This window comes from Paenibacillus sp. FSL H8-0283 (assembly GCF_045040675.1).
In the GTDB taxonomy this organism is placed as follows: Bacteria; Bacillota; Bacilli; order Paenibacillales; family Paenibacillaceae; genus Paenibacillus; species Paenibacillus amylolyticus.
In genome coordinates this window covers 300,900-322,618 of sequence record NZ_CP150295.1, presented here as the reverse complement: position 1 = coordinate 322,618, position 21,719 = coordinate 300,900, and the positions used below count along the sequence as shown (strand labels likewise).

General features: G+C 49.0%; 10 protein-coding genes, 17 tRNA genes and 3 rRNA genes. 2 read left to right on the top strand and 28 right to left on the bottom strand.

All coding sequences use genetic code 11. The features are described 5' to 3' along the window. Positions 1 to 244 precede the first annotated feature (244 nt). From MHI52_RS01525 to MHI52_RS01395, 27 genes are all read right to left on the bottom strand, one after another. Positions 245 to 315 (bottom strand) — tRNA-Gly (locus tag MHI52_RS01525). Positions 316 to 326: 11 nt separating this feature from the next. After that, a tRNA-Pro gene (locus tag MHI52_RS01520) sits at positions 327 to 400 on the bottom strand. Positions 401 to 407: 7 nt separating this feature from the next. Then, a tRNA-Leu gene (locus MHI52_RS01515) sits at positions 408 to 486 on the bottom strand. A 17-nt stretch (positions 487 to 503) separates the two neighbouring features. Next, positions 504 to 580 (bottom strand) — tRNA-Arg (locus tag MHI52_RS01510). Positions 581 to 587: 7 nt separating this feature from the next. Then, positions 588 to 662 (bottom strand) — tRNA-Gly (locus MHI52_RS01505). Positions 663 to 672: 10 nt separating this feature from the next. After that, a tRNA-Leu gene (locus MHI52_RS01500) sits at positions 673 to 753 on the bottom strand. A 6-nt stretch (positions 754 to 759) separates the two neighbouring features. Further along, a tRNA-Lys gene (locus MHI52_RS01495) sits at positions 760 to 835 on the bottom strand. 10 nt (positions 836 to 845) lie between these two features. Further along, positions 846 to 931, bottom strand: a tRNA-Tyr gene (locus MHI52_RS01490). 9 nt (positions 932 to 940) lie between these two features. Beyond that, a tRNA-Thr gene (locus MHI52_RS01485) sits at positions 941 to 1,016 on the bottom strand. Between the two features lie 20 nt (positions 1,017 to 1,036). Then, positions 1,037 to 1,112 (bottom strand) — tRNA-Phe (locus MHI52_RS01480). A 17-nt stretch (positions 1,113 to 1,129) separates the two neighbouring features. Beyond that, positions 1,130 to 1,207: transfer RNA gene (locus tag MHI52_RS01475), tRNA-Asp, on the bottom strand. A gap of 27 nt (positions 1,208 to 1,234) precedes the next feature. Further along, a tRNA-Met gene (locus tag MHI52_RS01470) sits at positions 1,235 to 1,308 on the bottom strand. Positions 1,309 to 1,325: 17 nt separating this feature from the next. Further along, positions 1,326 to 1,401 (bottom strand) — tRNA-Val (locus MHI52_RS01465). A 6-nt stretch (positions 1,402 to 1,407) separates the two neighbouring features. Then, a tRNA-Glu gene (locus MHI52_RS01460) sits at positions 1,408 to 1,479 on the bottom strand. 4 nt (positions 1,480 to 1,483) lie between these two features. Further along, positions 1,484 to 1,559, bottom strand: a tRNA-Asn gene (locus MHI52_RS01455). 1 nt (position 1,560) lies between these two features. Then, positions 1,561 to 1,636, bottom strand: a tRNA-Ala gene (locus MHI52_RS01450). Between the two features lie 34 nt (positions 1,637 to 1,670). Continuing rightward, positions 1,671 to 1,744: transfer RNA gene (locus tag MHI52_RS01445), tRNA-Ile, on the bottom strand. Between the two features lie 38 nt (positions 1,745 to 1,782). Then, positions 1,783 to 1,899 (bottom strand): 5S ribosomal RNA (gene rrf, locus MHI52_RS01440). A gap of 143 nt (positions 1,900 to 2,042) precedes the next feature. Beyond that, positions 2,043 to 4,968, bottom strand: a 23S ribosomal RNA gene (locus tag MHI52_RS01435). A gap of 307 nt (positions 4,969 to 5,275) precedes the next feature. After that, positions 5,276 to 6,828, bottom strand: a 16S ribosomal RNA gene (locus MHI52_RS01430). The 16S, 23S and 5S rRNA genes sit together here with 17 tRNA genes alongside, the layout of an rRNA operon. Positions 6,829 to 7,460: 632 nt before the next feature. Beyond that, entirely contained in the window at positions 7,461 to 8,009 is a 549-nt protein-coding gene (locus MHI52_RS01425; RefSeq protein ID WP_340983710.1) for a GNAT family N-acetyltransferase, read from the bottom strand. 51 nt (positions 8,010 to 8,060) lie between these two features. After that, positions 8,061 to 9,665 (bottom strand): response regulator, encoded by a 1,605-nt coding sequence (locus tag MHI52_RS01420; protein ID WP_340983711.1) that lies wholly within the window; start codon positions 9,663 to 9,665, stop codon positions 8,061 to 8,063. Further along, positions 9,662 to 11,530: a sensor histidine kinase gene (locus MHI52_RS01415; protein ID WP_340983712.1), complete on the bottom strand. Its 1,869-nt coding sequence runs from the start codon at positions 11,528 to 11,530 to the stop codon at positions 9,662 to 9,664. The genes MHI52_RS01420 and MHI52_RS01415 overlap by 4 nt, the downstream gene beginning before the upstream one ends. 28 nt (positions 11,531 to 11,558) lie before the next feature. Beyond that, a complete protein-coding gene (locus MHI52_RS01410) occupies positions 11,559 to 12,407 on the bottom strand; it encodes a carbohydrate ABC transporter permease (protein WP_100526499.1) in 849 nt (282 codons plus the stop codon). After that, positions 12,404 to 13,354 (bottom strand): carbohydrate ABC transporter permease, encoded by a 951-nt coding sequence (locus tag MHI52_RS01405; protein ID WP_036616398.1) that lies wholly within the window; start codon positions 13,352 to 13,354, stop codon positions 12,404 to 12,406. The genes MHI52_RS01410 and MHI52_RS01405 overlap by 4 nt, the downstream gene beginning before the upstream one ends. Before the next feature lie 47 nt (positions 13,355 to 13,401). Beyond that, on the bottom strand, positions 13,402 to 14,742 hold the full coding sequence (locus MHI52_RS01400; protein ID WP_315371281.1) for an ABC transporter substrate-binding protein: 1,341 nt from the start codon (positions 14,740 to 14,742) through the stop codon (positions 13,402 to 13,404). Positions 14,743 to 15,004: 262 nt separating this feature from the next. After that, positions 15,005 to 17,248 carry a glycoside hydrolase family 88 protein gene (locus MHI52_RS01395; protein WP_315371283.1) on the bottom strand — a complete coding sequence of 748 codons (2,244 nt, stop codon included), beginning with the start codon at positions 17,246 to 17,248 and terminating at the stop codon, positions 15,005 to 15,007. Between the two features lie 599 nt (positions 17,249 to 17,847). Here MHI52_RS01395 and MHI52_RS01390 point away from each other — a divergent pair. Then, positions 17,848 to 18,675 (top strand): methyl-accepting chemotaxis protein, encoded by an 828-nt coding sequence (locus MHI52_RS01390; protein WP_405158314.1) that lies wholly within the window; start codon positions 17,848 to 17,850, stop codon positions 18,673 to 18,675. 162 nt (positions 18,676 to 18,837) lie between these two features. On the opposite strand, the gene MHI52_RS01385 is transcribed toward MHI52_RS01390, so the two are convergent. After that, the gene (locus MHI52_RS01385; protein ID WP_282319695.1) at positions 18,838 to 19,656 is read right to left on the bottom strand and encodes an endonuclease/exonuclease/phosphatase family protein; all 819 of its coding nucleotides are present in this window, start codon (positions 19,654 to 19,656) and stop codon (positions 18,838 to 18,840) included. 301 nt (positions 19,657 to 19,957) lie between these two features. Between MHI52_RS01385 and MHI52_RS01380 the strand changes: the two genes are divergently transcribed. Continuing rightward, positions 19,958 to 21,715 (top strand): SWIM zinc finger domain-containing protein, encoded by a 1,758-nt coding sequence (locus MHI52_RS01380; RefSeq protein WP_405158313.1) that lies wholly within the window; start codon positions 19,958 to 19,960, stop codon positions 21,713 to 21,715. The last annotated feature ends 4 nt before the right edge of the window (positions 21,716 to 21,719 follow it).

Genomic DNA, 21,719 nt, shown 5'->3' with positions numbered 1-21,719 from the left:
TTGTGATAAAGAAAAGATATTCTTGTGTTCGAACATGTGTTAGACCTTCTCTATTCGTACACTTAAAAAATGACTAAGAACAGACTTAAAAAAGGGGGAAATATATCGTGAGGATGGGATACATGTTGGTACATGCTAATCAGCCATATAGTCCGTGATCTTTGCATACAATTATGATCAATATGCCTGTGAATGCAAAAAAAGAAAGAGACGGTGAGTACCATCTCTTTCTTTTCAATATTTAAGCGGGTGATGGGAATCGAACCCACGCTATTAGCTTGGAAGGCTAAAGTTCTACCATTGAACTACACCCGCATAACAAACAATCGGGATGACACGATTTGAACATGCGACCCCCTGGTCCCAAACCAGGTGCTCTACCAAGCTGAGCTACATCCCGTTATCTATACCGGCGAGAGGACTCGAACCTCCACGGTTTCCCACTCGATTTTGAGTCGAGCGCGTCTGCCATTCCGCCACGCCGGCAAAATATGAAGTTATAATGGCGCGCCCTGAGAGATTCGAACTCCCGGCCTTTTGATTCGTAGTCAAACGCTCTATCCAGCTGAGCTAAGGGCGCAAAATATTGGAGCGGAAGACGGGAATCGAACCCGCGACCCTCGCCTTGGCAAGGCGATGCTCTACCGCTGAGCCACTTCCGCAAATAAAGGATGCGCGTGGAGGGACTTGAACCCCCACGTCAAAGACGCTAGATCCTAAGTCTAGTGCGTCTGCCAATTCCGCCACACGCGCATATAATGGTGAGTCATGAAGGGCTCGAACCTTCGACACCCTGATTAAAAGTCAGGTGCTCTACCAACTGAGCTAATGACTCATAGAAAAACTGGTGGAGGATGATGGATTCGAACCACCGAACCCGTACGGGAGCAGATTTACAGTCTGATGCGTTTGGCCGCTTCGCTAATCCTCCAGGATTACATGGTGCCGGCGAGAGGACTTGAACCCCCAACCTACTGATTACAAGTCAGTTGCTCTACCAGTTGAGCTACACCGGCGTATTACATGGTGTTATAAATGGTGGCTCGGGACGGAATCGAACCGCCGACACGAGGATTTTCAGTCCTCTGCTCTACCGACTGAGCTACCGAGCCTTACTACATTAAAAAAATGGCGGAACCGACGGGATTCGAACCCGCGATCTCCTGCGTGACAGGCAGGCATGTTAGGCCAACTACACCACGGTTCCAGATCACTTTCTCAAAGGAAAGTATAATTGCGGGGGCAGGATTTGAACCTGCGGCCTTCGGGTTATGAGCCCGACGAGCTACCGGGCTGCTCCACCCCGCGTCGTTATAAAGTTTATATGGTGGAGGCTGAGGGGATCGAACCCCCGACCCTCTGCTTGTAAGGCAGATGCTCTCCCAGCTGAGCTAAGCCTCCATAATATGACCCGTAGGGGATTCGAACCCCTGTTACCTCCGTGAAAGGGAGGTGTCTTAACCCCTTGACCAACGGGCCTTACTGGCTCCCCGAACAGGGCTCGAACCTGTGACAACTCGATTAACAGTCGAGTGCTCTACCAACTGAGCTATCAGGGAATGGTGGAGCCAAGCGGGATCGAACCGCTGACCTCCTGCTTGCAAGGCAGGCGCTCTCCCAGCTGAGCTATGGCCCCATACTCTGGTGTATTTCTTGTTGTGGTCTTGCTATGGGCCCTGGTGGACTCGAACCACCGGCCTCACCCTTATCAGAGGTGCGCTCTAACCAACTGAGCTAAGGGCCCTTATCAATTTTCGAAAAAAAATACCCCAATGGGGTTTCGCTTGGCGGCGTCCTACTCTCCCAGGACCCTGCGGTCCAAGTACCATCGGCGCTAGAGGGCTTAACGGTCGTGTTCGGGATGGGTACGTGTGGAACCCCTCCGCCATCGCCACCAAACGCGATTTGTCGAAGCATAGCTTCTTAAAATCAGATATGGAACTGAAAATCATACACACGTTATGTGATGTACCAATTTTCATTTCAGAGATCATTCTCTGAAAACTAGATTCGAAACGAAACATGCGAATTAGAACTTGCTATTGGATAAGCCCTCGACCGATTAGTACTGGTCAGCTCCATGCATTGCTGCACTTCCACCCCCAGCCTATCTACCTCGTCGTCTTCAAGGGGTCTTACATACTGGGAAATCTCATCTTGAGGGGGGCTTCACGCTTAGATGCTTTCAGCGTTTATCCCGTCCGTACATAGCTACCCAGCGGTGCTCCTGGCGGAACAACTGGTACACCAGCGGTACGTCCATCCCGGTCCTCTCGTACTAAGGACAGCTCCTCTCAAATTTCCTACGCCCACGACAGATAGGGACCGAACTGTCTCACGACGTTCTGAACCCAGCTCGCGTACCGCTTTAATGGGCGAACAGCCCAACCCTTGGGACCTACTTCAGCCCCAGGATGCGATGAGCCGACATCGAGGTGCCAAACCTCCCCGTCGATGTGGACTCTTGGGGGAGATAAGCCTGTTATCCCCAGGGTAGCTTTTATCCGTTGAGCGATGGCCCTTCCATGCGGTACCACCGGATCACTAAGCCCGACTTTCGTCCCTGCTCGACTTGTAGGTCTCGCAGTCAAGCTCCCTTATGCCTTTGCACTCTTCGAATGATTTCCAACCATTCTGAGGGAACCTTTGGGCGCCTCCGTTACTCTTTAGGAGGCGACCGCCCCAGTCAAACTGCCCACCTGACACTGTCCCCGCACCGGATTACGGTACCAGGTTAGAACCTAGATACGATCAGGGTGGTATCCCAACGTTGCCTCCACGCAAGCTGGCGCTCACGTTTCAAAGGCTCCCACCTATCCTGTACAGATCGTACCCAAATTCAATATCAAGCTGCAGTAAAGCTCCATGGGGTCTTTCCGTCTTGTCGCGGGTAACCTGCATCTTCACAGGTATTAAAATTTCACCGGATCTCTCGTTGAGACAGCGCCCAAGTCGTTACGCCATTCGTGCGGGTCAGAATTTACCTGACAAGGAATTTCGCTACCTTAGGACCGTTATAGTTACGGCCGCCGTTTACTGGGGCTTCGGTTCACAGCTTCGGATTGCTCCTAACCACTCCCCTTAACCTTCCAGCACCGGGCAGGCGTCAGCCCGTATACTTCGCCTTACGGCTTCGCACAGACCTGTGTTTTTGCTAAACAGTCGCTTGGGCCTTTTCACTGCGGCCCCCTCGTGCTATTCACACTACCGGGGCACCCCTTCTCCCGAAGTTACGGGGTCATTTTGCCGAGTTCCTTAACGAGAGTTCTTCCGCGCGCCTTAGAATACTCTTCTCGCCTACCTGTGTCGGTTTGCGGTACGGGCACCATCACCTGGCTAGAGGCTTTTCTTGGCAGTGTGAGATCATGACCTTCGCTACTATAATTTTCGCTCCCCATCACAGCTCAGCCTTACAATGTGCGGATTTGCCTACACATCAGCCTTACTGCTTAGACGGACATCCATCAGTCCGCGTCACTACCCTACTGCGTCCCCCCATTGCTCATAACGGCTTACGGTGGTACAGGAATTTCGACCTGTTGTCCTTCGACTACGCCTTTCGGCCTCGCCTTAGGTCCCGACTTACCCTGAGCGGACGAGCCTTCCTCAGGAACCCTTAGGCTTTCGGCGGATCAGATTCTCACTGATCTTTTCGTTACTCATACCGGCATTCTCACTTGTATAATGTCCAGCGCTCCTTACGGTACACCTTCAACCCTTATACAACGCTCCCCTACCCCTGATGCAAAGCATCAAGCCATAGCTTCGGTGGTGTGTTTAGCCCCGTTACATTTTCGGCGCAGAGTCACTCGACCAGTGAGCTATTACGCACTCTTTCAATGGTGGCTGCTTCTAAGCCAACATCCTGGTTGTCTGTGCAACTCCACATCCTTTCCCACTTAACACACACTTGGGGACCTTAGCTGATGGTCTGGGCTGTTTCCCTTTTGACAATGGATCTTAGCACTCACTGTCTGACTCCCGGAAGTAAGTCTATGGCATTCGGAGTTTGACTGAGCTTGGTAACCCTTGCGGGCCCCGCACCCAATCAGTGCTCTACCTCCACGACTCTGTTTTCCGAGGCTAGCCCTAAAGCTATTTCGGGGAGAACCAGCTATCTCCGAGTTCGATTGGAATTTCTCCGCTACCCCCACCTCATCCCCGCATTTTTCAACATGCGTGGGTTCGGGCCTCCAGTGCGTGTTACCGCACCTTCACCCTGGACAGGGGTAGATCACCCGGTTTCGGGTCTACGTCCACGTACTAATTCGCCCTATTCAGACTCGCTTTCGCTGCGGCTCCGGCTCTTCACCTTAACCTTGCACGGGAACGTAACTCGCCGGTTCATTCTACAAAAGGCACGCCATCACCCCTAAAACGGGCTCTGACTTTTTGTAAGCACACGGTTTCAGGTTCTATTTCACTCCCCTTCCGGGGTGCTTTTCACCTTTCCCTCACGGTACTGCTTCACTATCGGTCGCTAGGAAGTATTTAGCCTTGGCAGATGGTCCTGCCGGATTCATACGGGGTTTCACGTGCCCCGCACTACTCGGGATCCGTCTCGGAGGGAACAGACTTTCAACTACAGGGCTTTTACCTTCTTTGGCGGGCCTTTCCAGACCTCTTCGCTTAACCGGTTCCTTTGTAACTCCATGTGAGACGTCCCACAACCCCAAAGAGCAAGCTCTTTGGTTTGGGCTTCTCCGCGTTCGCTCGCCGCTACTGACGGAATCACTATTGTTTTCTCTTCCTCAGGGTACTTAGATGTTTCAGTTCCCCTGGTATGCCTCTGCATAACCTATGTATTCAGTTATGAGTAACTGGAAATTACCCCAGCTGGGTTTCCCCATTCGGACACCCCCGGATCAAAGCTTGCTTACAGCTCCCCGAGGCAGTTTCGTTGTTCGCCACGTCCTTCATCGGCTCCTAGCGCCTAGGCATCCTCCGTGTGCTCTTAGTAGCTTAACCTCGTGCTCCGGTTTCGACTGCTCGCTTCTCTTGTTTTGCTTGCGCAAAGCCAAAAGTCGCTCCCACCCGATACCATCGTACGTGCAATCTACCTTATAAAAACACTTCACTTGTTTACACAAGATCAGCTTAAAGGAATGTTCTAATTCGCGTTTGTTTCGTTTCGATATCTAGTTTTCAAAGAACAAGCTCCATGCAAAAGCAAGCTGTTTGAGAGTTTGAGCTCTCAAAACCGAACAACGAGTGAGTGTTTTGCAGCTAAGCTGCGTATTTGAATGTTTCCGTTGCAGGAAACGATTCTCCATAGAAAGGAGGTGATCCAGCCGCACCTTCCGATACGGCTACCTTGTTACGACTTCACCCCAATCATCTATCCCACCTTCGGCGGCTGGCTCCTTGCGGTTACCCCACCGACTTCGGGTGTTATAAACTCTCGTGGTGTGACGGGCGGTGTGTACAAGACCCGGGAACGTATTCACCGCGGCATGCTGATCCGCGATTACTAGCAATTCCGACTTCATGCAGGCGAGTTGCAGCCTGCAATCCGAACTGAGACCGGCTTTGTTGGGATTGGCTCCATCTCGCGATTTCGCAGCCCGTTGTACCGGCCATTGTAGTACGTGTGTAGCCCAGGTCATAAGGGGCATGATGATTTGACGTCATCCCCACCTTCCTCCGGTTTGTCACCGGCAGTCTATCTAGAGTGCCCACCCGAAGTGCTGGCAACTAAATATAAGGGTTGCGCTCGTTGCGGGACTTAACCCAACATCTCACGACACGAGCTGACGACAACCATGCACCACCTGTCTCCTCTGTCCCGAAGGAAAGATACATCTCTGCATCGATCAGAGGGATGTCAAGACCTGGTAAGGTTCTTCGCGTTGCTTCGAATTAAACCACATACTCCACTGCTTGTGCGGGTCCCCGTCAATTCCTTTGAGTTTCAGTCTTGCGACCGTACTCCCCAGGCGGAGTGCTTAATGTGTTAACTTCGGCACCAAGGGTATCGAAACCCCTAACACCTAGCACTCATCGTTTACGGCGTGGACTACCAGGGTATCTAATCCTGTTTGCTCCCCACGCTTTCGCGCCTCAGCGTCAGTTACAGCCCAGAGAGTCGCCTTCGCCACTGGTGTTCCTCCACATATCTACGCATTTCACCGCTACACGTGGAATTCCACTCTCCTCTTCTGCACTCAAGTCACCCAGTTTCCAGTGCGATCCGGGGTTGAGCCCCGGGATTAAACACCAGACTTAAATGACCGCCTGCGCGCGCTTTACGCCCAATAATTCCGGACAACGCTTGCCCCCTACGTATTACCGCGGCTGCTGGCACGTAGTTAGCCGGGGCTTTCTTCTCAGGTACCGTCACCTTGAGAGCAGTTACTCTCCCAAGCGTTCTTCCCTGGCAACAGAGCTTTACGATCCGAAAACCTTCATCACTCACGCGGCATTGCTCCGTCAGGCTTTCGCCCATTGCGGAAGATTCCCTACTGCTGCCTCCCGTAGGAGTCTGGGCCGTGTCTCAGTCCCAGTGTGGCCGATCACCCTCTCAGGTCGGCTACGCATCGTCGCCTTGGTGAGCCGTTACCTCACCAACTAGCTAATGCGCCGCAGGCCCATCCCCAAGTGACAGATTGCTCCGTCTTTCCAGTTTCCTTCAGGCGAAGAAAACAATTATTCGGTATTAGCTACCGTTTCCGGTAGTTGTCCCAAACTTGAGGGCAGGTTGCCTACGTGTTACTCACCCGTCCGCCGCTAACCATCCGAGAAGCAAGCTTCTCTTCAAGTCCGCTCGACTTGCATGTATTAGGCATGCCGCCAGCGTTCGTCCTGAGCCAGGATCAAACTCTCCAATAAAGTATTGAAAAGAGCGATAAGCTCATTTTGAATCTGACGAGATTAAAAATCTCATTTGTGCTCCAGTCGATCCAAGCCAAGGCTTGTCTCAAACTTTTGCGTTCATTCTGCAAGCAGAATGTTTACTCACTCGTTGTTCAGTTTTCAAAGATCAAACTTGTTTTTGTTACCGAGTATTGTTCTCCTCAGCAACTTTTATATCATAACACTTCCGAACCAACTTAGCAAGCTCTTTTTTTAAGTTTCTTTCGAAGCTTATTTTTTTTGCCTGCGGCACTTTGTTTCTCGTGTTTTTTTGGCCGGAAATAGAATATATCATATACACAACACAATTACTACTTGTAAAATATCCCATCTGAAAACTTATTATATATTTGATTCAATCTCTTCATAATCTCTTTTTCCAATGGCAATATCCTCTTACTATATCCTATATACACTCACCGGTCTAATCTATCTCAATAATAGGTTGTGAATAGACTCATTCAACATCATTACATTCGTTCTATAAGATAAGAAACATAATACATCTTCTCAATAACACTGCTATCTATTATGTCGGTATCAAATCTAATAATTAAACTCCGTAAGCTGTGGGCTTATATAGATTCTTCTTTTCACTTTTTATACCATTATAAGTCTCTGAACCTGCCCATCACTATCGTGTCGTAATACTGTCCATCCGCATGTCTACGATCCTTTTTCAAAATACCTTCGATCTCGAAGCCACTCTTTTGGTATAACTCGATTGCCTTTTCATTGGATGCCAGCACGTTCAACGTCATCTTCTCTACACCAGTCTGGTCTGCCCATTCTATCGACTTCTCTAACAAGTTCTTGCCAATCCCATGCCCCCAGAACTCTCTGGATACACACACGCCGAACTCAACTTTATGGCAAAAGCGCTTCAGCTCTGTACCTTCACATCGGGAGTATCCCACAATCTCACCCGCTACTACAGCAACAAGGAACAAATTCCGTGACTTCTCAGTGTCCAAATGGATGATCCGCCTAAACCCGGCTGCGTCGATATACGCCTCGCCCTCTTCACGATCCATGTTCTCGGTCTCCCCATCGATTTGTACACGTAGTGAAGACAAGGCCTCAGCATCTTTTTCCTCTGCCGATCTAATGGAGTAAGATAAGCCTTTAATGTAATATTCCTGCTGATCGATCATCATAAGAACCATACCTCCTCTTCCACTTTATTTAATTACTATACCTGTATCGCTCTACCCCACCTCAGACGGACTCTTGCCCGTAAGCATTTTGAACACCTGGCTAAAATACGTTGCATTACGGAACCCCGTCATCTCGCTCACCTCATATACCATGTAATGTCCCGACTGCAACAGTTCCAACGCCCTCTGAATCCGGTACCCGTTCAAATAACTCACGAAATTCTCACCGGTCACCCTTTTGAACAGTTGACTCAGATACTTCGGATGTACAAACAGCCCCTTGGCGATCGCTTCAAAACTAATCTCTTCGGCGTAATGAAGCTCTACATACTGTTTCACCTGCTCGATAAGTTTATTGCTTTTCTTCTCGCCCATCTCCTTACGTATCTGTTCCAGCCAGTCGCAGATAATACGATCCATCCAGTTTACCAGATCATGCAACGCATATTTCGATTGAATTTCACGCAAAAAATCACTCATCGCCAGCGGCGGCGTTAACATAGGATGAAGTCGGTTCCAGCTATGCATCAACGTGTCGAACAGACTGACGGCCACAACCTGTACATCCTGTATCCCAACACATTTCCCCTCTTTCAGCAAAAGGCAAATATGATGCCATACCTCTTCGGCCAGGTCAGGTCGAATATCCGCCCAAGCCTCGTTCCATTGACGAAGCAATAATGAATAATCGGTCACACTTGGTTCTGTTTCCTCTGATGTTTCATAGTGGTAGATACGACTTCCACCTTGAAACTCTGCTTTTTCCACCGCTTCCCTGCTCTCGAGATAGGAATCTATCACCTCACATGGGTGACTCTTGGATCTTCCGATTCCAGCACTCACTTCAATTTTCAGATACGTAAAGATCTGATCGATCATCCTCTCCACGAATGGCAGGCATTCTTTCAGATGATCTTTATCTCCTAATAGAAGCAACACAAATACCTGATCCGAATAATCAACAATCTCTACCTGACCATTCATGCGCGCCGCGTGCTCCTTCACCGTCTCCTGAATAATATCGGCCGCCCCATAGCGGAGAAGCTGCCAATCCCGTTCTTTCATCCGTGTCAAAAATACGGGGCGATTCAGTTGCAGACTGATGGCGCGTGTCTGGGAGGACATATGAATGCCTATATAGTCCATGCGTTCTTTGGGCAGCTCGTCTGCCCGATATCGCGTAGTCAGCAGTTCGTGAAGAAATTGTTTGCGCAAATACGGAAGTACCCGTCCGACCTCCTGCTTGTATGTCCGCTCCAGCCGCTCATGCCGCTCTCGCACATCTTGTTCCAGTAGCACCTCCCGCAGCACAGACTCAATCTCCTCAACCTCTGCCGGCTTCAGCAAAAAGTGATTCACCCCCCAGCGCATGGCTGCCCGGGCGTTCTCGAATTCGTCATATCCACTAAGAATGATGATCGGCAAGTGGGGATGATCACGTCGCAACGTCTGTGTGATCTCAAGCCCGGTCATCCCCGGTAGATATACGTCAGTCATAACGACATCTGGATGCATACGGTGAAACAGCTCCAGCGCATCCAAGCCATTGGAAGCAGTGCCTGCAATGCTGAGGCCCAGAGAAGGCCAATCAATATGATCTGTTAATGCCTTTACAATATGAGGATCGTCATCAACAAGCATAATGGTCTTCATCATTTTTCACCGTCCAGCCATAGATTTAATTGCTCGTCGGTCTCAATACGCGGCAGCGTAATGGTCACTTCCACGCCACCTGACTCTCTATCGCTCAGTTGAACACCATACCTCTTCCCACAATAAAGCTGGATGCGCTGATGTACATTCCGTACGCCGATGCCACACGTCTCTTCGAGTTTCCACCCCTCCGGCAAACCCCGCCCATTATCCGTGATACGAATGACGATATCCTCATGCGGACCAACCTCTTCGTGCATATGCACCTGAATTCGAAGTGTGCCTTCTTCAGGGTGCCCGTGCATAACGGCATTTTCGATGAAGGGCTGCAAAATGATCTTGGGAATGTAACAACCGCGAATATGCGGATCGATCTGCTCCTGATATTGAATGGAGAACGGCAGCCGCTCTGACTGGATGTTAACGTAGCAACGGGCATGTTCCAACTCATCACGAACCCGTATAAACAGTCTCCCTCCACTCAGCCCGATCCGTAACAGCTTACTGAGTTGTACAATCATGCGACTGATATCCTTGGCTTCGTAATCAAGTGCGCGCCAGTGGATCATGTCGAGGGTATTGTATAGAAAATGGGGTTTGATCTGGGCCTCAAGCAAGCCCGTCTGGGCTTCACGCTTGGCCCGGCTCTCATCCTTCACCTGTTCCATCAGCGTCGTGAGCTGTGAAGCCATGTGATTAAAGCCATAAGCCAAATGGGCATATTCCTCCGTAAACGAAAGTTGGACCCGGGTATCGAAGTCCCCTTTCTCCAGTTGTCTCATTCGCTTGATTAATTGTCGCAAAGGTCCGATGATCTGCCTTACAAACAGGTACGCCAGCACAGCCGAGCATAATAGTCCCAGCACGGCGATGCCGAGGATCTGCCAGCCTGCTTGTCTGAGCGGAGATAACAGTGTATATACCGGAATAGTCTGTACGAGGCGCCACTGAAGCATGGCTGGCCTGGAGTACAGCACCAATTGAGCACCTCCAGGTTGGCCGGAAACTACTTCGTACCCGTCTGCACCATGCTGTACATGTTCCTGAATCCATGCACTATCTATAATAGAAGAAGATGAATTTACAGCTTCACCCGTTTCCTGTACTGTACTAGCTTCATTTCTTCGATCCGCCCGTTCATTCTCCCCTGTTGGATCAACTCTCCCCATCTGCATTACGACATTACCAGCCGTATCTACCAACAGGACTTTTCCATCAAGCACCATGGGTACATCGGCAAACCTGCGTACGATGTCCGCTCTACTCAGTCGAATGAGCACATAAGCAACCGTTCCACCACGACTGTCGAAAATCCGCTGGGCGTATCCGACCAAGGATTGGCCTGATTCGTTCTCACGCAGCGGAACCCAAGCCGCATCAGCCTTTTCCAGCGTAGCAAACCAAGAGTCGTGTGCGATGGTGTCCACCGGAAATATGCGATCAGCCATAGTCACTGTCACTTCATTAAAGGCATCCGTATACAGTTCAATGGAAGTGATGCCTTCACTCACGACCATGGTATGATCCAGAATTCGAGAGACCTCTCTCCGCTGGTGAATCTGTGCAAGCCTGCCCGTATCAGCCGTTTCGAGCAGACTGGACAGTTCCCGATTGCTTGCCAAAGCATAGGAAGTTCCGGTTACCCCTGTGATGAAATCAAATCCCCGACGTGTGCTTTCGTTCAGAAGAGCCAGGCGTGCTTTGCTAATCTCGGCAAATGTGACTGCTGAGAAAGACTGATATGCCAGCCAGACCACAACCGAGACGAGCAGGAGGTTAAACGCAATAAAGCAAGTCACCATCAACGTGGAGAGCTTGCTTTGTTGCAGCTTTTGATTAATAAATGAAGACCATCTTCCTTTCCTCATGGAAAAATCAACTCGTTTCGTCTTGGAATTACCCTTTGAGCCCAGAGGTCGCGATTCCTTCCACGAAGTACTTTTGACACACGATAAATACGATAAAACATGGCACCAGCGACAACACCGACATGGCAAACATCGGGCCCCAATCGGATTGAGAGCTGGAATCAAGGAACAGGCGCAGACCCAGCGGCACAGTGTATTTGCTAACGTCACTCAGGTAGATCAACTGACTGAAGAAGTCATCCCATGTCCACAAAAACGTAAAGATCATCGTAGTGACCAGTGCCGGAAAAGCAAGTGGGATGATGATTTTTGTGTATATTTTCACAGGACCGCATCCATCAATGGTAGCCGCCTCATCCAGCTCTTTGGGCAATCCCCGGAAGAACTGCACCATGAGAAAAATGAAGAAGGCGTCGGTCGCCAGCCATTTTGGCACCACAAGCGGCAGATACGTATTCACCCACTCCAGGTGGTTGAAGAGAATATACTGCGGGATCAGCGTCACATGATGGGGCAGCATGATCGTCATAAGCATCAGTCCGAAACAGATGGCTTTGAAACGAAAATTTAGTCGGGCGAAGGCATATGCAGCCATAGAGCAGGAGATGACATTGCCCAGCACGGCGCCAAGCGACAGGATGACAGAGTTGGTCAGAAAGCGGGCGAACGGGTTGCCCTGAATTCCCGACCAGCCATTCATGTAATTTTGCCAATTCCATTCCTGTGGCCAAAACCAGGTCTCTGTAAAGATCATATGTCCCGGTTTGAATGAGCTGCCCAGCATCCAGAGGATCGGGTAGAGCATGACAAAGGCGATGCCTGAGATCAACACATGTTTGCTGACGACCCATGCTGTAGAGTTTCGTTGTCCAATCATGATTTCCCACCATCCTCATAGTGCACCCACAGCTTGCTACTGCGGAATACGAGCAATGTAAATACGCCAATCAGGATGACCAGCACCCAGGCCATCGCGGAAGCGTAGCCCATCTGAAAGAATGAGAATCCTTTTTTGTACAGATACAGAGAGTACATTAAGGTTGAGTTCACTGGTCCTCCGCTACCGTTACTGATAACAAAAGCCTGCGTGAACGATTGAAAGGACGTAATCAGCTGCATGACGAGATTGAAGAAGATGACAGGTGACAGAATCGGCAACGTTATATAGAAGAATCTCCGCAGAGGACCTGCACCATCTACCGCTGAGGCTTCATCATACTCGGGTGGAATCTGCTTCAAGCCTGCCAGGAAAATAATCATCGATGATCCAAACTGCCACACGGATAACAGCACAATGGAGTACAGCGCATACTTCGGATTGGCAACCCAATCGGGCGCCTTAATGCCTACCATGGCAAGAACACTATTGAGTAGCCCGTCCCCACCCAGCATTTTACGCCACAACATCGCAATCGCCACGCTACCTCCAAGCAATGTCGGGATGTAATACACCGTACGGTAAATACCGAGTCCTCGAATCCCTTTGTTCAGCAACATCGCTACAAGCAGCGCGAAAATCAATTTGACCGGTACGGATACAGCGACATACGTGAAGGTGACTTTGAGCGACTGGGTGAACAGTTTATCCGATGTAAACATCGTGGTGTAGTTATCCAGACCGACCCAGGAAGGGGCGGCCAGGATACTGTAATCGGTGAAAGAGATGTATAACGATACCAACATTGGACCTAGGGTAAGGAATAACAATCCGACAAGCCATGGGGCGAGAAACAGAAGTGCGGCTCCATTATGCGCATATCTCCGTTTTACCCGCCGGGTAGTTACACGCTCGATTCGGGCTTGACTGACCTGTGATGTCGTCATCTTCGCAACCTCCCCGCAGAATTAGAAGTGTGAGACAGTTTCAATCATTATTGACTCGATCCAAGCGTAGCCTTGGCTCCTTCAATAAACTGGGCAATGACATCTGGAGTATTACCTTGACCGAAGGCGATCTGCTCGCTTGCGCTCTTGAAACTTGTGTCCACTTCAGCAAATCCTTGCGGGTATGGCGGGTCAATCTCGCTGGAGTTCTTCGATACAGTATCGATAAATTGGAAAATGGTTTGCTCCGCTTCCGGCAGCGTAGGCTGCATCTGTTCACGAATGCTGGAATTGACCGGCACCCCACGTTCAGAACCAAGAATAGCGGTTGCTTCTGGATCATTGACCATGAAATCAATGAACATGGCAACTTCCTTTGGATGTTTGGTTTTACCATAACCGGAGAGGAACTGGCCTGGTTTCAGATATTCACCGATTTGCTTTTCACCTACACCATGCGGAAGCACTTGTATGCCAAGCTTATGATCCTGGTTTTTGTTCACCTGCTGGAATGTCAGCAATTGATTGGACCATGCAAAGTCCATGGCGGCTGTGCCCAGTGAGATCGGTCGTGTCTCCAGCGCATTGGTTGTGGATGCCGTTATCTCCGCTGTAGTCACTCCACCATTCTCGCGTAGTGCGCTCCACATATCGAACCATTGTTGAAGCTCCTCGCTGGTAGCTGTCATTGTGCCACCATCAAACAATCCTTTCCCGGATTGCCGAATAAACACTTCAAACATGTTCGTTGTACCGGAAATGTCTGCCGATCCATAGAACCCCTCACCTTTGGCTGCGGCGATCTTGGTTGCAATATCCCCAAAATCCTTCCATGTCCAGCTCTCTTGTGGTTCTTCTATACCTAATTCCTGAAATACGGTGGCGTCATATATGACACCTGGTGCGTTTACTCCGAGGGTAATCGCATATAATTTATCGTCAATCGAACCGGCTGTAATCATGCTCTGATCATGATCCTCTGTCCGCAGCTCTTTGCTCTCTGCAAACGGAGTCAGGTCAAGCAAGGCACCACGCCGGGCAAAGTCAGTCAAAAAGGCGTAATCCATCTGGATGATATCTGGTGCATTTGAACCGGCTACCTGTGTAGTCAACTTGTCAAAGTAACCGTCCCAACCGGAATATTCAGGTTTAATGGTGATTCCCGGATGTTTCTCTTCAAACAATTGGATCACTTTGGTCGTCAGATCATGTCTGGTCTGTGATCCCCACCAGGTCATGCGCAGTTCAATCTTGCCTGATGAATCTCCTTCACTTCCACTTGCTTCCCCAGAAGAAGAAGATGTATCGGCGGCCCCTCCAGAACAGGCTGTAGCGAACAATAACAGGGACAGACAGAACAGGGTTACCCACTTTTTTGTAATCATCATAAATGAATTTCCTCCCCTTTTTGCATTTATGGAATCGCTTACAAAACCTATTGTATCGGTCTATTACTGTACATGACATAAACAAAAGTAAGCTTTCCTGTCAAAAAAGTAAGGAGTTACAGGAATCAAAAACCACCAGGAATGATATTCCCGGCGGTGATGATCCCGTCTCAAATATGATTACGGATATACAACCGTATTACGTGGAGCAGAAGACTGTTGTATAGAAACGATAGTATGAAAATCAGACCTCGGCGGTCTGTCAGGAATGTGAGACGGCAGGTGAAGACACGCTGTGTTCAGCCAGATGTTTCTTCATTTTTGCTACTTCAGTTCCTGCCAGCATCATAATGCCTATTCCGTGATTGTCATTGGTAACGGTACGCAAGTCCTGATCATAATACTCTGCCGTAAACGCATATCGTGATCCGCTACACACGCCATGCACACTCCCTTGACGATCAATGGCTTTGCAGATAAGTCCCTTCCAAGCCCGCTCGGCAGCTGTGACGTAAACTTCAGGGTCTTTGAACCAGCCAAAGCGTACACCTCTCGCAAAACCATAGGCAAACATCGCCGTGCAGGAGGCTTCTTCATACGTCTGCGGAACATTCAACACCTGATGCCACAACCCGCTTTCCCCTTGAAGCGCTGCGTACCCCTCACACAGCTCATTGAAGAAATCTATTAAGGCTGGGCGCTCGGGATGCTCTGTTGGCAAAGCTTCCAATACCTCTGTCAAGGAAAACAGTGTCCAGCCATTTCCCCTTCCCCATGGAATCTGCGTTGCCTGTCCGTATTTGAAATCATACACATGGGACATGATCTTGAACTCAGGCATAAACAGATACTTCCGATACAGTGAAAATTGTCTGGCGGCTTCATCCAATGCGGCTGAGTTGCCTGTCACCCGTGCATAACGAACGAGAAACGGCGTGCTCATATAGAGGTCATCTGCCCACATGGTATTCTCGGCATACTCCCCTACACATGTGCGATAAAATGCACCATCCTCCTGCCGTTCCAGGCGGGAAAGCATGAAATCTGCAATCCGTTCAGCAATCGGAAGAAACGTTGGTTCATGACACTCTGAATACGCTTCTAGCATGGCTGAACCAAAAGAACCACAGTTATCCAGCATTTTCAGCATGACCAATTGTTGATTGACTGCCGGGAAACCATACTGCTCCCGATCCCATAAGGAGTATTCATACATCTGGGTACATGCCTGCACATGCTCAGCCGCATAACGTGTAATGTCCGGTCTTTGCAAATAACGCCCCGTCCGTAATAGACCATATACAGTGACACCCAATGGATAATCCCAGCGACCATAATTGGTCACACTGCCCACTGTCCATTTGTTGCTTAACATCGCGTTCTCATAATAAGGTCTGATCCAAGCATCCGGTCGATCTAAGCGCCAATACGTCTGTTCTAAACCCGTTTGATACACTCGGTCCGTTCGAGTCAGATCCGCCAAGTCCGGTTCAACCTCCGACTCAAAAGGTCCAACATATAACCAAGACTCTCCATTAGCTCCGTGCACACGCTGAGGAAGTTCCAGTGAGAGCGGCTTGCCCGACACGGTTGCGTTCAAATTAAAATGCCAAGGTCCCGCCGTATCGTCATATTCACTTCGGACAAGCAGGTCACTCCGCCCAAAAGAGGCTGGTACATCCACCTCGAACGGACCCGCTTCCTTCACTTGCGCCACAGGCTTGCCGCTAATCCATATACTTAGAGAACCGGAAGATTGACCTGACAATCGCACTGCATTCCCGGTTGAATCGTTATTGTTCAGATGGGTCCAAGCATAAGCATGCTTACCAGCAAGATTTCCGAATATTCGCTCGAAAGCTGGCTTGGTTTTAACTTCATCAGACCAGCCTGTCTCAGGCAGCCAGTTCAAGCTGACGTCTGATTCTTTTCCAAGCAGGTCCGGTTGTTTACTCGTGGCTGGGTTCGGTTGGGAGAACACCCACCCCGCTTGCCCCTGTCTCTCCTGAAATGGAGCATATACATTCAAAATGCGCACTTTTCCTTCATCTGACCCAAATTGGCAGCCAAATCCGGCAGGGGTGTTTTTCATCTCCAGCCAAATGGTGTTCCAACCAGGCTTGATATCGATGCTGAGCTTCACCGTTGCGTCTGGACTAATCTCATCTATTACGGTAGAGCGATAGACCAACTGCTCATTGAAATAGAAACGAACAGGCCCATAACAGCGGACCAACACGTCCAGATTCCGGTCCTCGTCCCCCCAAACCAATGCAGCTGCGTAGGATATATGGTCTTTAGGCGCATCAGGAAAGCGTTTACCTAAATTCAGATCATAAAGCCCTTTTTCATTTTGCAAAATACCAGACTTCTGGAATACCCGATATACAAAATCAGCCTGTGCATTGGCTCCAATATACCTCTCGGCCAGTACCTTCAACACCTGATCCTGATCTTCTCCAAATCGGTAATACATGCTCTGTGGTTCACTGAAATAGGTCGTCATCGATGGCACACATCCTTCTCCCGTTGAAATAAAGTCTTATATCATAACATTCATACCATCCACACTGGAGCACCAAACTAATATGCAGTAATAAAGTATAGCGCTTAACCTAGGTGGGTAATCCCCTTACCGGGAAATAGGTATGTCCCTTGGTTATCTTCTGAATAGACGAATAATAATCCCAGTATAACTGACATGTTCTGTGGTGGCTACAGATTTTTGATTACGCTTACAAAAAATCAGAAGATTTGGTTTTTCCTTCGCCAATTACACCTTCATTGGGACATTAATTCAAAAAACGGAAAATGTTACCGATATAGAAACTATATATGTTGAACTAATCATTTACACAGAAACGTAGAGGACAGAAAAAACTGAAAAAGCGAAGCGTTCGCCTAAAAGATTTCTGAAAGAAAGCTGCATCGTAAGCATACGCTATCACCGGATTTTTCCCTTGAGAAAAGGGAATCCAAAAAATCTGGGGATAACAGCGATTGGAAGGTTATTCTGTCATCGGAGTGTACGTGTGAATATATCTTTAGTTCAACTTATATAGATTGAAAAATTCCACTTTTTGTATCGGGAAGGAAAGATGCACATTGAATACTCTTGAATCTCTGGTAAATGCTATGCCTTTTGTTAGCCAAATGTTCCGTGACGACATATCCATATCCATTAATGATCATGAGAAAGTATTGTATTTTTCCGAAGCAAAAAGTCTGGAGATTGGCGTGAAGGTTGGGGATGAGCTGCATGATGATTATAAACATTTCAAAATGCTCACCAACAAGGATACACGTACCGTGGCACGTATGCCTGGTGATCTGCAAGGCAGACCCTTCGACGCCATCCTTATTCCCATTAAGGAAAACGATCAGGTCGTGGGTATATTGGGTGTGAACTACGCACTGGATAGTCACATGACACTGGAAACGCTGATCCGTGAAAATGAAACAACCATTAATGCGCTCGTCGGCGGCATTCAGCAGATTGCGGCACATTCCGAAGAACTCTCTGCAACCTCGGAAGAGATTCTGCGCAACTCCAAAAAAGCTTCAGAGAACTCGGTCAGTGTAAGTAAAGTAACAAACGTCATTCGTGAAGTATCGGAACAAACCAACCTGCTTGGACTCAACGCCATGATAGAGGCAGCCCGTGTGGGCGATCAGGGGGCCGGATTCGGTGTGGTGGCCAGTGAAGTACGTAAACTGTCGGATCATACGAAACAAGCAGCAGCTGATATCGAATCTTCCCTAGGCAGCGTGCAAGATTCCATGAAACATATGGAGCAGGAGATCGGTCAGATTACAACCGCAACAGTGGATCAGGCCAAGCTTGTTACCGAGTTCATGGAAAGTATTGAACAGCTTAGTGAGACAAGCGCGAATCTGAAAAAGTTCGTACATCAGATGCTGGCGCTCGAATAACAATAGAGTTCCACAACAGAAAGAACAAACGATATGAAATGTACATAACAAATGATTTAGAATGTGAAAAGCCTCCGGCCACTTCCCTTTACAGGAAGTCAGCGGAGGCTTTGTTTCGTACTTGCGGTGATATCACCTTTACGGTTTATGCTCACACGGCTGTTATATCTCTACAGCGACGCCAAAATGGTCAGATACTACCGGTCCGTTTTTACCGTTCAAGACCACGGTAGAAGATTTAGCCTGAATCGGACGATTGGAGAAAATATAGTCGATCCGAAGATCGCGTTTGTTATCTGCCCAGCCGGCAATGGCCTTCACCACGGTTGCTCCTTCATCCTTTTGCAATGCTGTGGTGTACAGGTCATTCCAGCCTTTATTCATCATATAATCATAGCCTTCACCACGCACTTCCGCGACATTATTGAAATCACCCATTATATATAACGGCTGGTCCATGTAGGGGGCAAGCTTGCTCTCCGTCAACTCCCACTGTCCCTTGAAAGGTTCCTGCGCATCATCCCACCAGTTATAATGTCCGTTCACAAACCAGGTTGCTTCACCTTGGACGACTGTCTGAATTCCCACAATCTTGCGTGTACGATAGTTGTTATAATCTCGCATGTGGGACACGTATTCCCCAAAAGCCTGCTTAATCGGCGTCCGGCTAAGGATCGCCAGTCCTTCATCGTATTTTTGGAACCCGACATGCGCGGGAATCCACGTCCAGTAATATTGTTCTGTCAGCTGCTGAAGCAGGACGTAGGCATAGTTGTCTTTTTTAATCACTGCATCGGGTTCAGTAGCATAATACATCTTCAGTTCTTCTTCAGAAAGCGCGACTTCCTGCATCGATTGGTTGACCTCCTGCATGGAGATCACATCGAATTGATGTGTATTAATAAAATCAGCCAGCTGACTGATCTTGTTCAGTTGATCCTCTTCCGCCCAAGCGTGTGTGTTTAACGTAAGTATTTTCATATGCTCTCTCCTGTTGTGTGTAGTATGGCCGTTTCCCCGGCCTGCATCGTTCCTGAAAGGAATACATACCATAAGCATACACAATATGGTGCAATCATGCATTCCGTCCGCCAGCAGAACCGACGTGTTCATCCTGATTCCAGTTGGTCTAAAATAACTTCAAATTCTTCATAACCCATGCACGGATTGGCTCATAACTGATATGATGGATACAACAAATTTACAACATCACGTCATAGACGTGGTGATTACTGAACCTATGTTTACCCCAGGAGATGGAATGATGAACATACCAAATAACATGAGGATGGATGATGCGCAGTGGCAACAGTTGATCAGGCAGGTTGCAGAGCATTTTAATAACCTGACGATCATGCGCGGATTCCAATATTATAAACAGAAACGTGTCGGACCATTAACCTATTCCGAACAACAAGGGATCTCGGCCGTTGTACAAGGATCGGAAGAGTACGAGGTCACACTAAGCATGCAATCCCTGACTACAAGTCATTGTACCTGCCCGGTGAGTTCCGTATGCAAACATATGACGGCTGTATTAATGAGTTATGCCGAGCAACTGGAGCGACCTGTGCATGCGATTGTGAATGCGCACTCCAGTACTGCACTCAAACAAACGACCAAACCCGTCGGGGCCATGTCCGCAGGACTATCCAGTTACACAGAAGCCGATGAACAGCAGGATATAGACATTCCGGACAACCAATACAGCCAGATCAAAGAACGTGCAACAGAGCTTGCTGATCTCGAAATCTCGGAATGGCACGAACTATTCCACTCATGTCTGAGACGGCTGGGTACTGGCACAGCAAGCACATCCTACGTACAGGAAGCAACGGACGAGCTGTATGCCATTAAACCAAGGCTGTCCGCTGCAATGGACCAACTTTTTGAACTACATGTGCAGTTGCACCTCATCCGGTTCTGCGTGCCGCCGGCTCGTAACTCAATCACTCATACCCCCGTGTACTTGAGCTACCCTGCCCAGCTCGCGGTGGATGCACTTCAGAAAGACATTGAACGGATCTTTAACCATCCGCTAGACCTGTTGGGTCTAAAGGGAAACAAGCTTGAACAACTTTGGAACAGACTGGCCGAAACCTCGGCTTATTTACGCAAACAGATGATGCCTGAGACAGCCAGCATGATGTTCTTCACTCCGATCTATCGACAACTGTGGTTGAACTGGATTGTGCCTGAGCTGCAAGGGTCGCGGGACATGTTAGTGTCGGAACAGGCCATCTTAGATGATATAGAACGCAATATAACCGCCGCTTCGTCACCTTCCCAGTCAGGTGGGAGTGTCTTGGGTAGCGCTCAAAATAATGGAAGTAGTAGTGATAGACCAGGCAAAGCCGTAACACTGCCCCTGCCGCTAGTACTCGCGCAGAGCTGGATGCACTTCCATCTGGGGCAGGATGATCAGGCATGGCAGAGACTCATCCATGGAAGCTCGGCCTACGGTTTCCCGCCAGAACAACTGTTGCATTTTCTCCATGTACTCGCAGATTCGGCTGAATGGAAGCGACTTGGGGATTGGCTGGTACAACTTGGACCCCTTCTGGCGAATCGGCGTAACACACCTTTGAATGATTACATGCATCTATGGGATACGGCCATTCAACATCTGCCCGATGCAGAGAACCGTATGTGGGACACGCTTGTCAGTATGCTTCCCCACTCCCGCCCCGCCTACGAGGATGCTATGCATTCGCGTGGACAGTGGCGCAGATGGATTGATTTTCAGCTGAGTACGGGAACGGAACCTCTCGAATTCCGCGTAGCGATGCTGCAACCAATCGAAAAAGATGCACCTGAGCTGCTGCTTCCCTTCTATCATCAGGCAGTGGAGCGTTATATCGGACACAAAAACAGGGACGGATACAAGGCAGCAGTGAAGCTGCTGAAACGTCTGTCCAAAATCTATAAAAAAATGAAGCAAGAAGCGCACTGGGAGCAATTCATCACCACACTCGCCGTTCGTAACAGTCGGCTGCGCGCCCTGCAGGAAGAGCTTCGGAAAGGTAAACTGATCTCATGAGCTT

Bases quoted from the DNA above. Each gene is read 5' to 3' on its own strand.
- MHI52_RS01425 (WP_340983710.1), bottom strand. From the start codon at position 8,009: ATGATGATCGATCAGCAGGAATATTACATTAAAGGCTTATCTTACTCC.
- MHI52_RS01420 (WP_340983711.1), bottom strand. From the start codon at position 9,665: ATGATGAAGACCATTATGCTTGTTGATGACGATCCTCATATTGTAAAG.
- MHI52_RS01415 (WP_340983712.1), bottom strand. From the start codon at position 11,530: ATGAGGAAAGGAAGATGGTCTTCATTTATTAATCAAAAGCTGCAACAA.
- MHI52_RS01410 (WP_100526499.1), bottom strand. From the start codon at position 12,407: ATGATTGGACAACGAAACTCTACAGCATGGGTCGTCAGCAAACATGTG.
- MHI52_RS01405 (WP_036616398.1), bottom strand. From the start codon at position 13,354: ATGACGACATCACAGGTCAGTCAAGCCCGAATCGAGCGTGTAACTACC.
- MHI52_RS01400 (WP_315371281.1), bottom strand. From the start codon at position 14,742: ATGATGATTACAAAAAAGTGGGTAACCCTGTTCTGTCTGTCCCTGTTA.
- MHI52_RS01395 (WP_315371283.1), bottom strand. From the start codon at position 17,248: ATGACGACCTATTTCAGTGAACCACAGAGCATGTATTACCGATTTGGA.
- MHI52_RS01385 (WP_282319695.1), bottom strand. From the start codon at position 19,656: ATGAAAATACTTACGTTAAACACACACGCTTGGGCGGAAGAGGATCAA.
- MHI52_RS01380 (WP_405158313.1), top strand. From the start codon at position 19,958: ATGAGGATGGATGATGCGCAGTGGCAACAGTTGATCAGGCAGGTTGCA.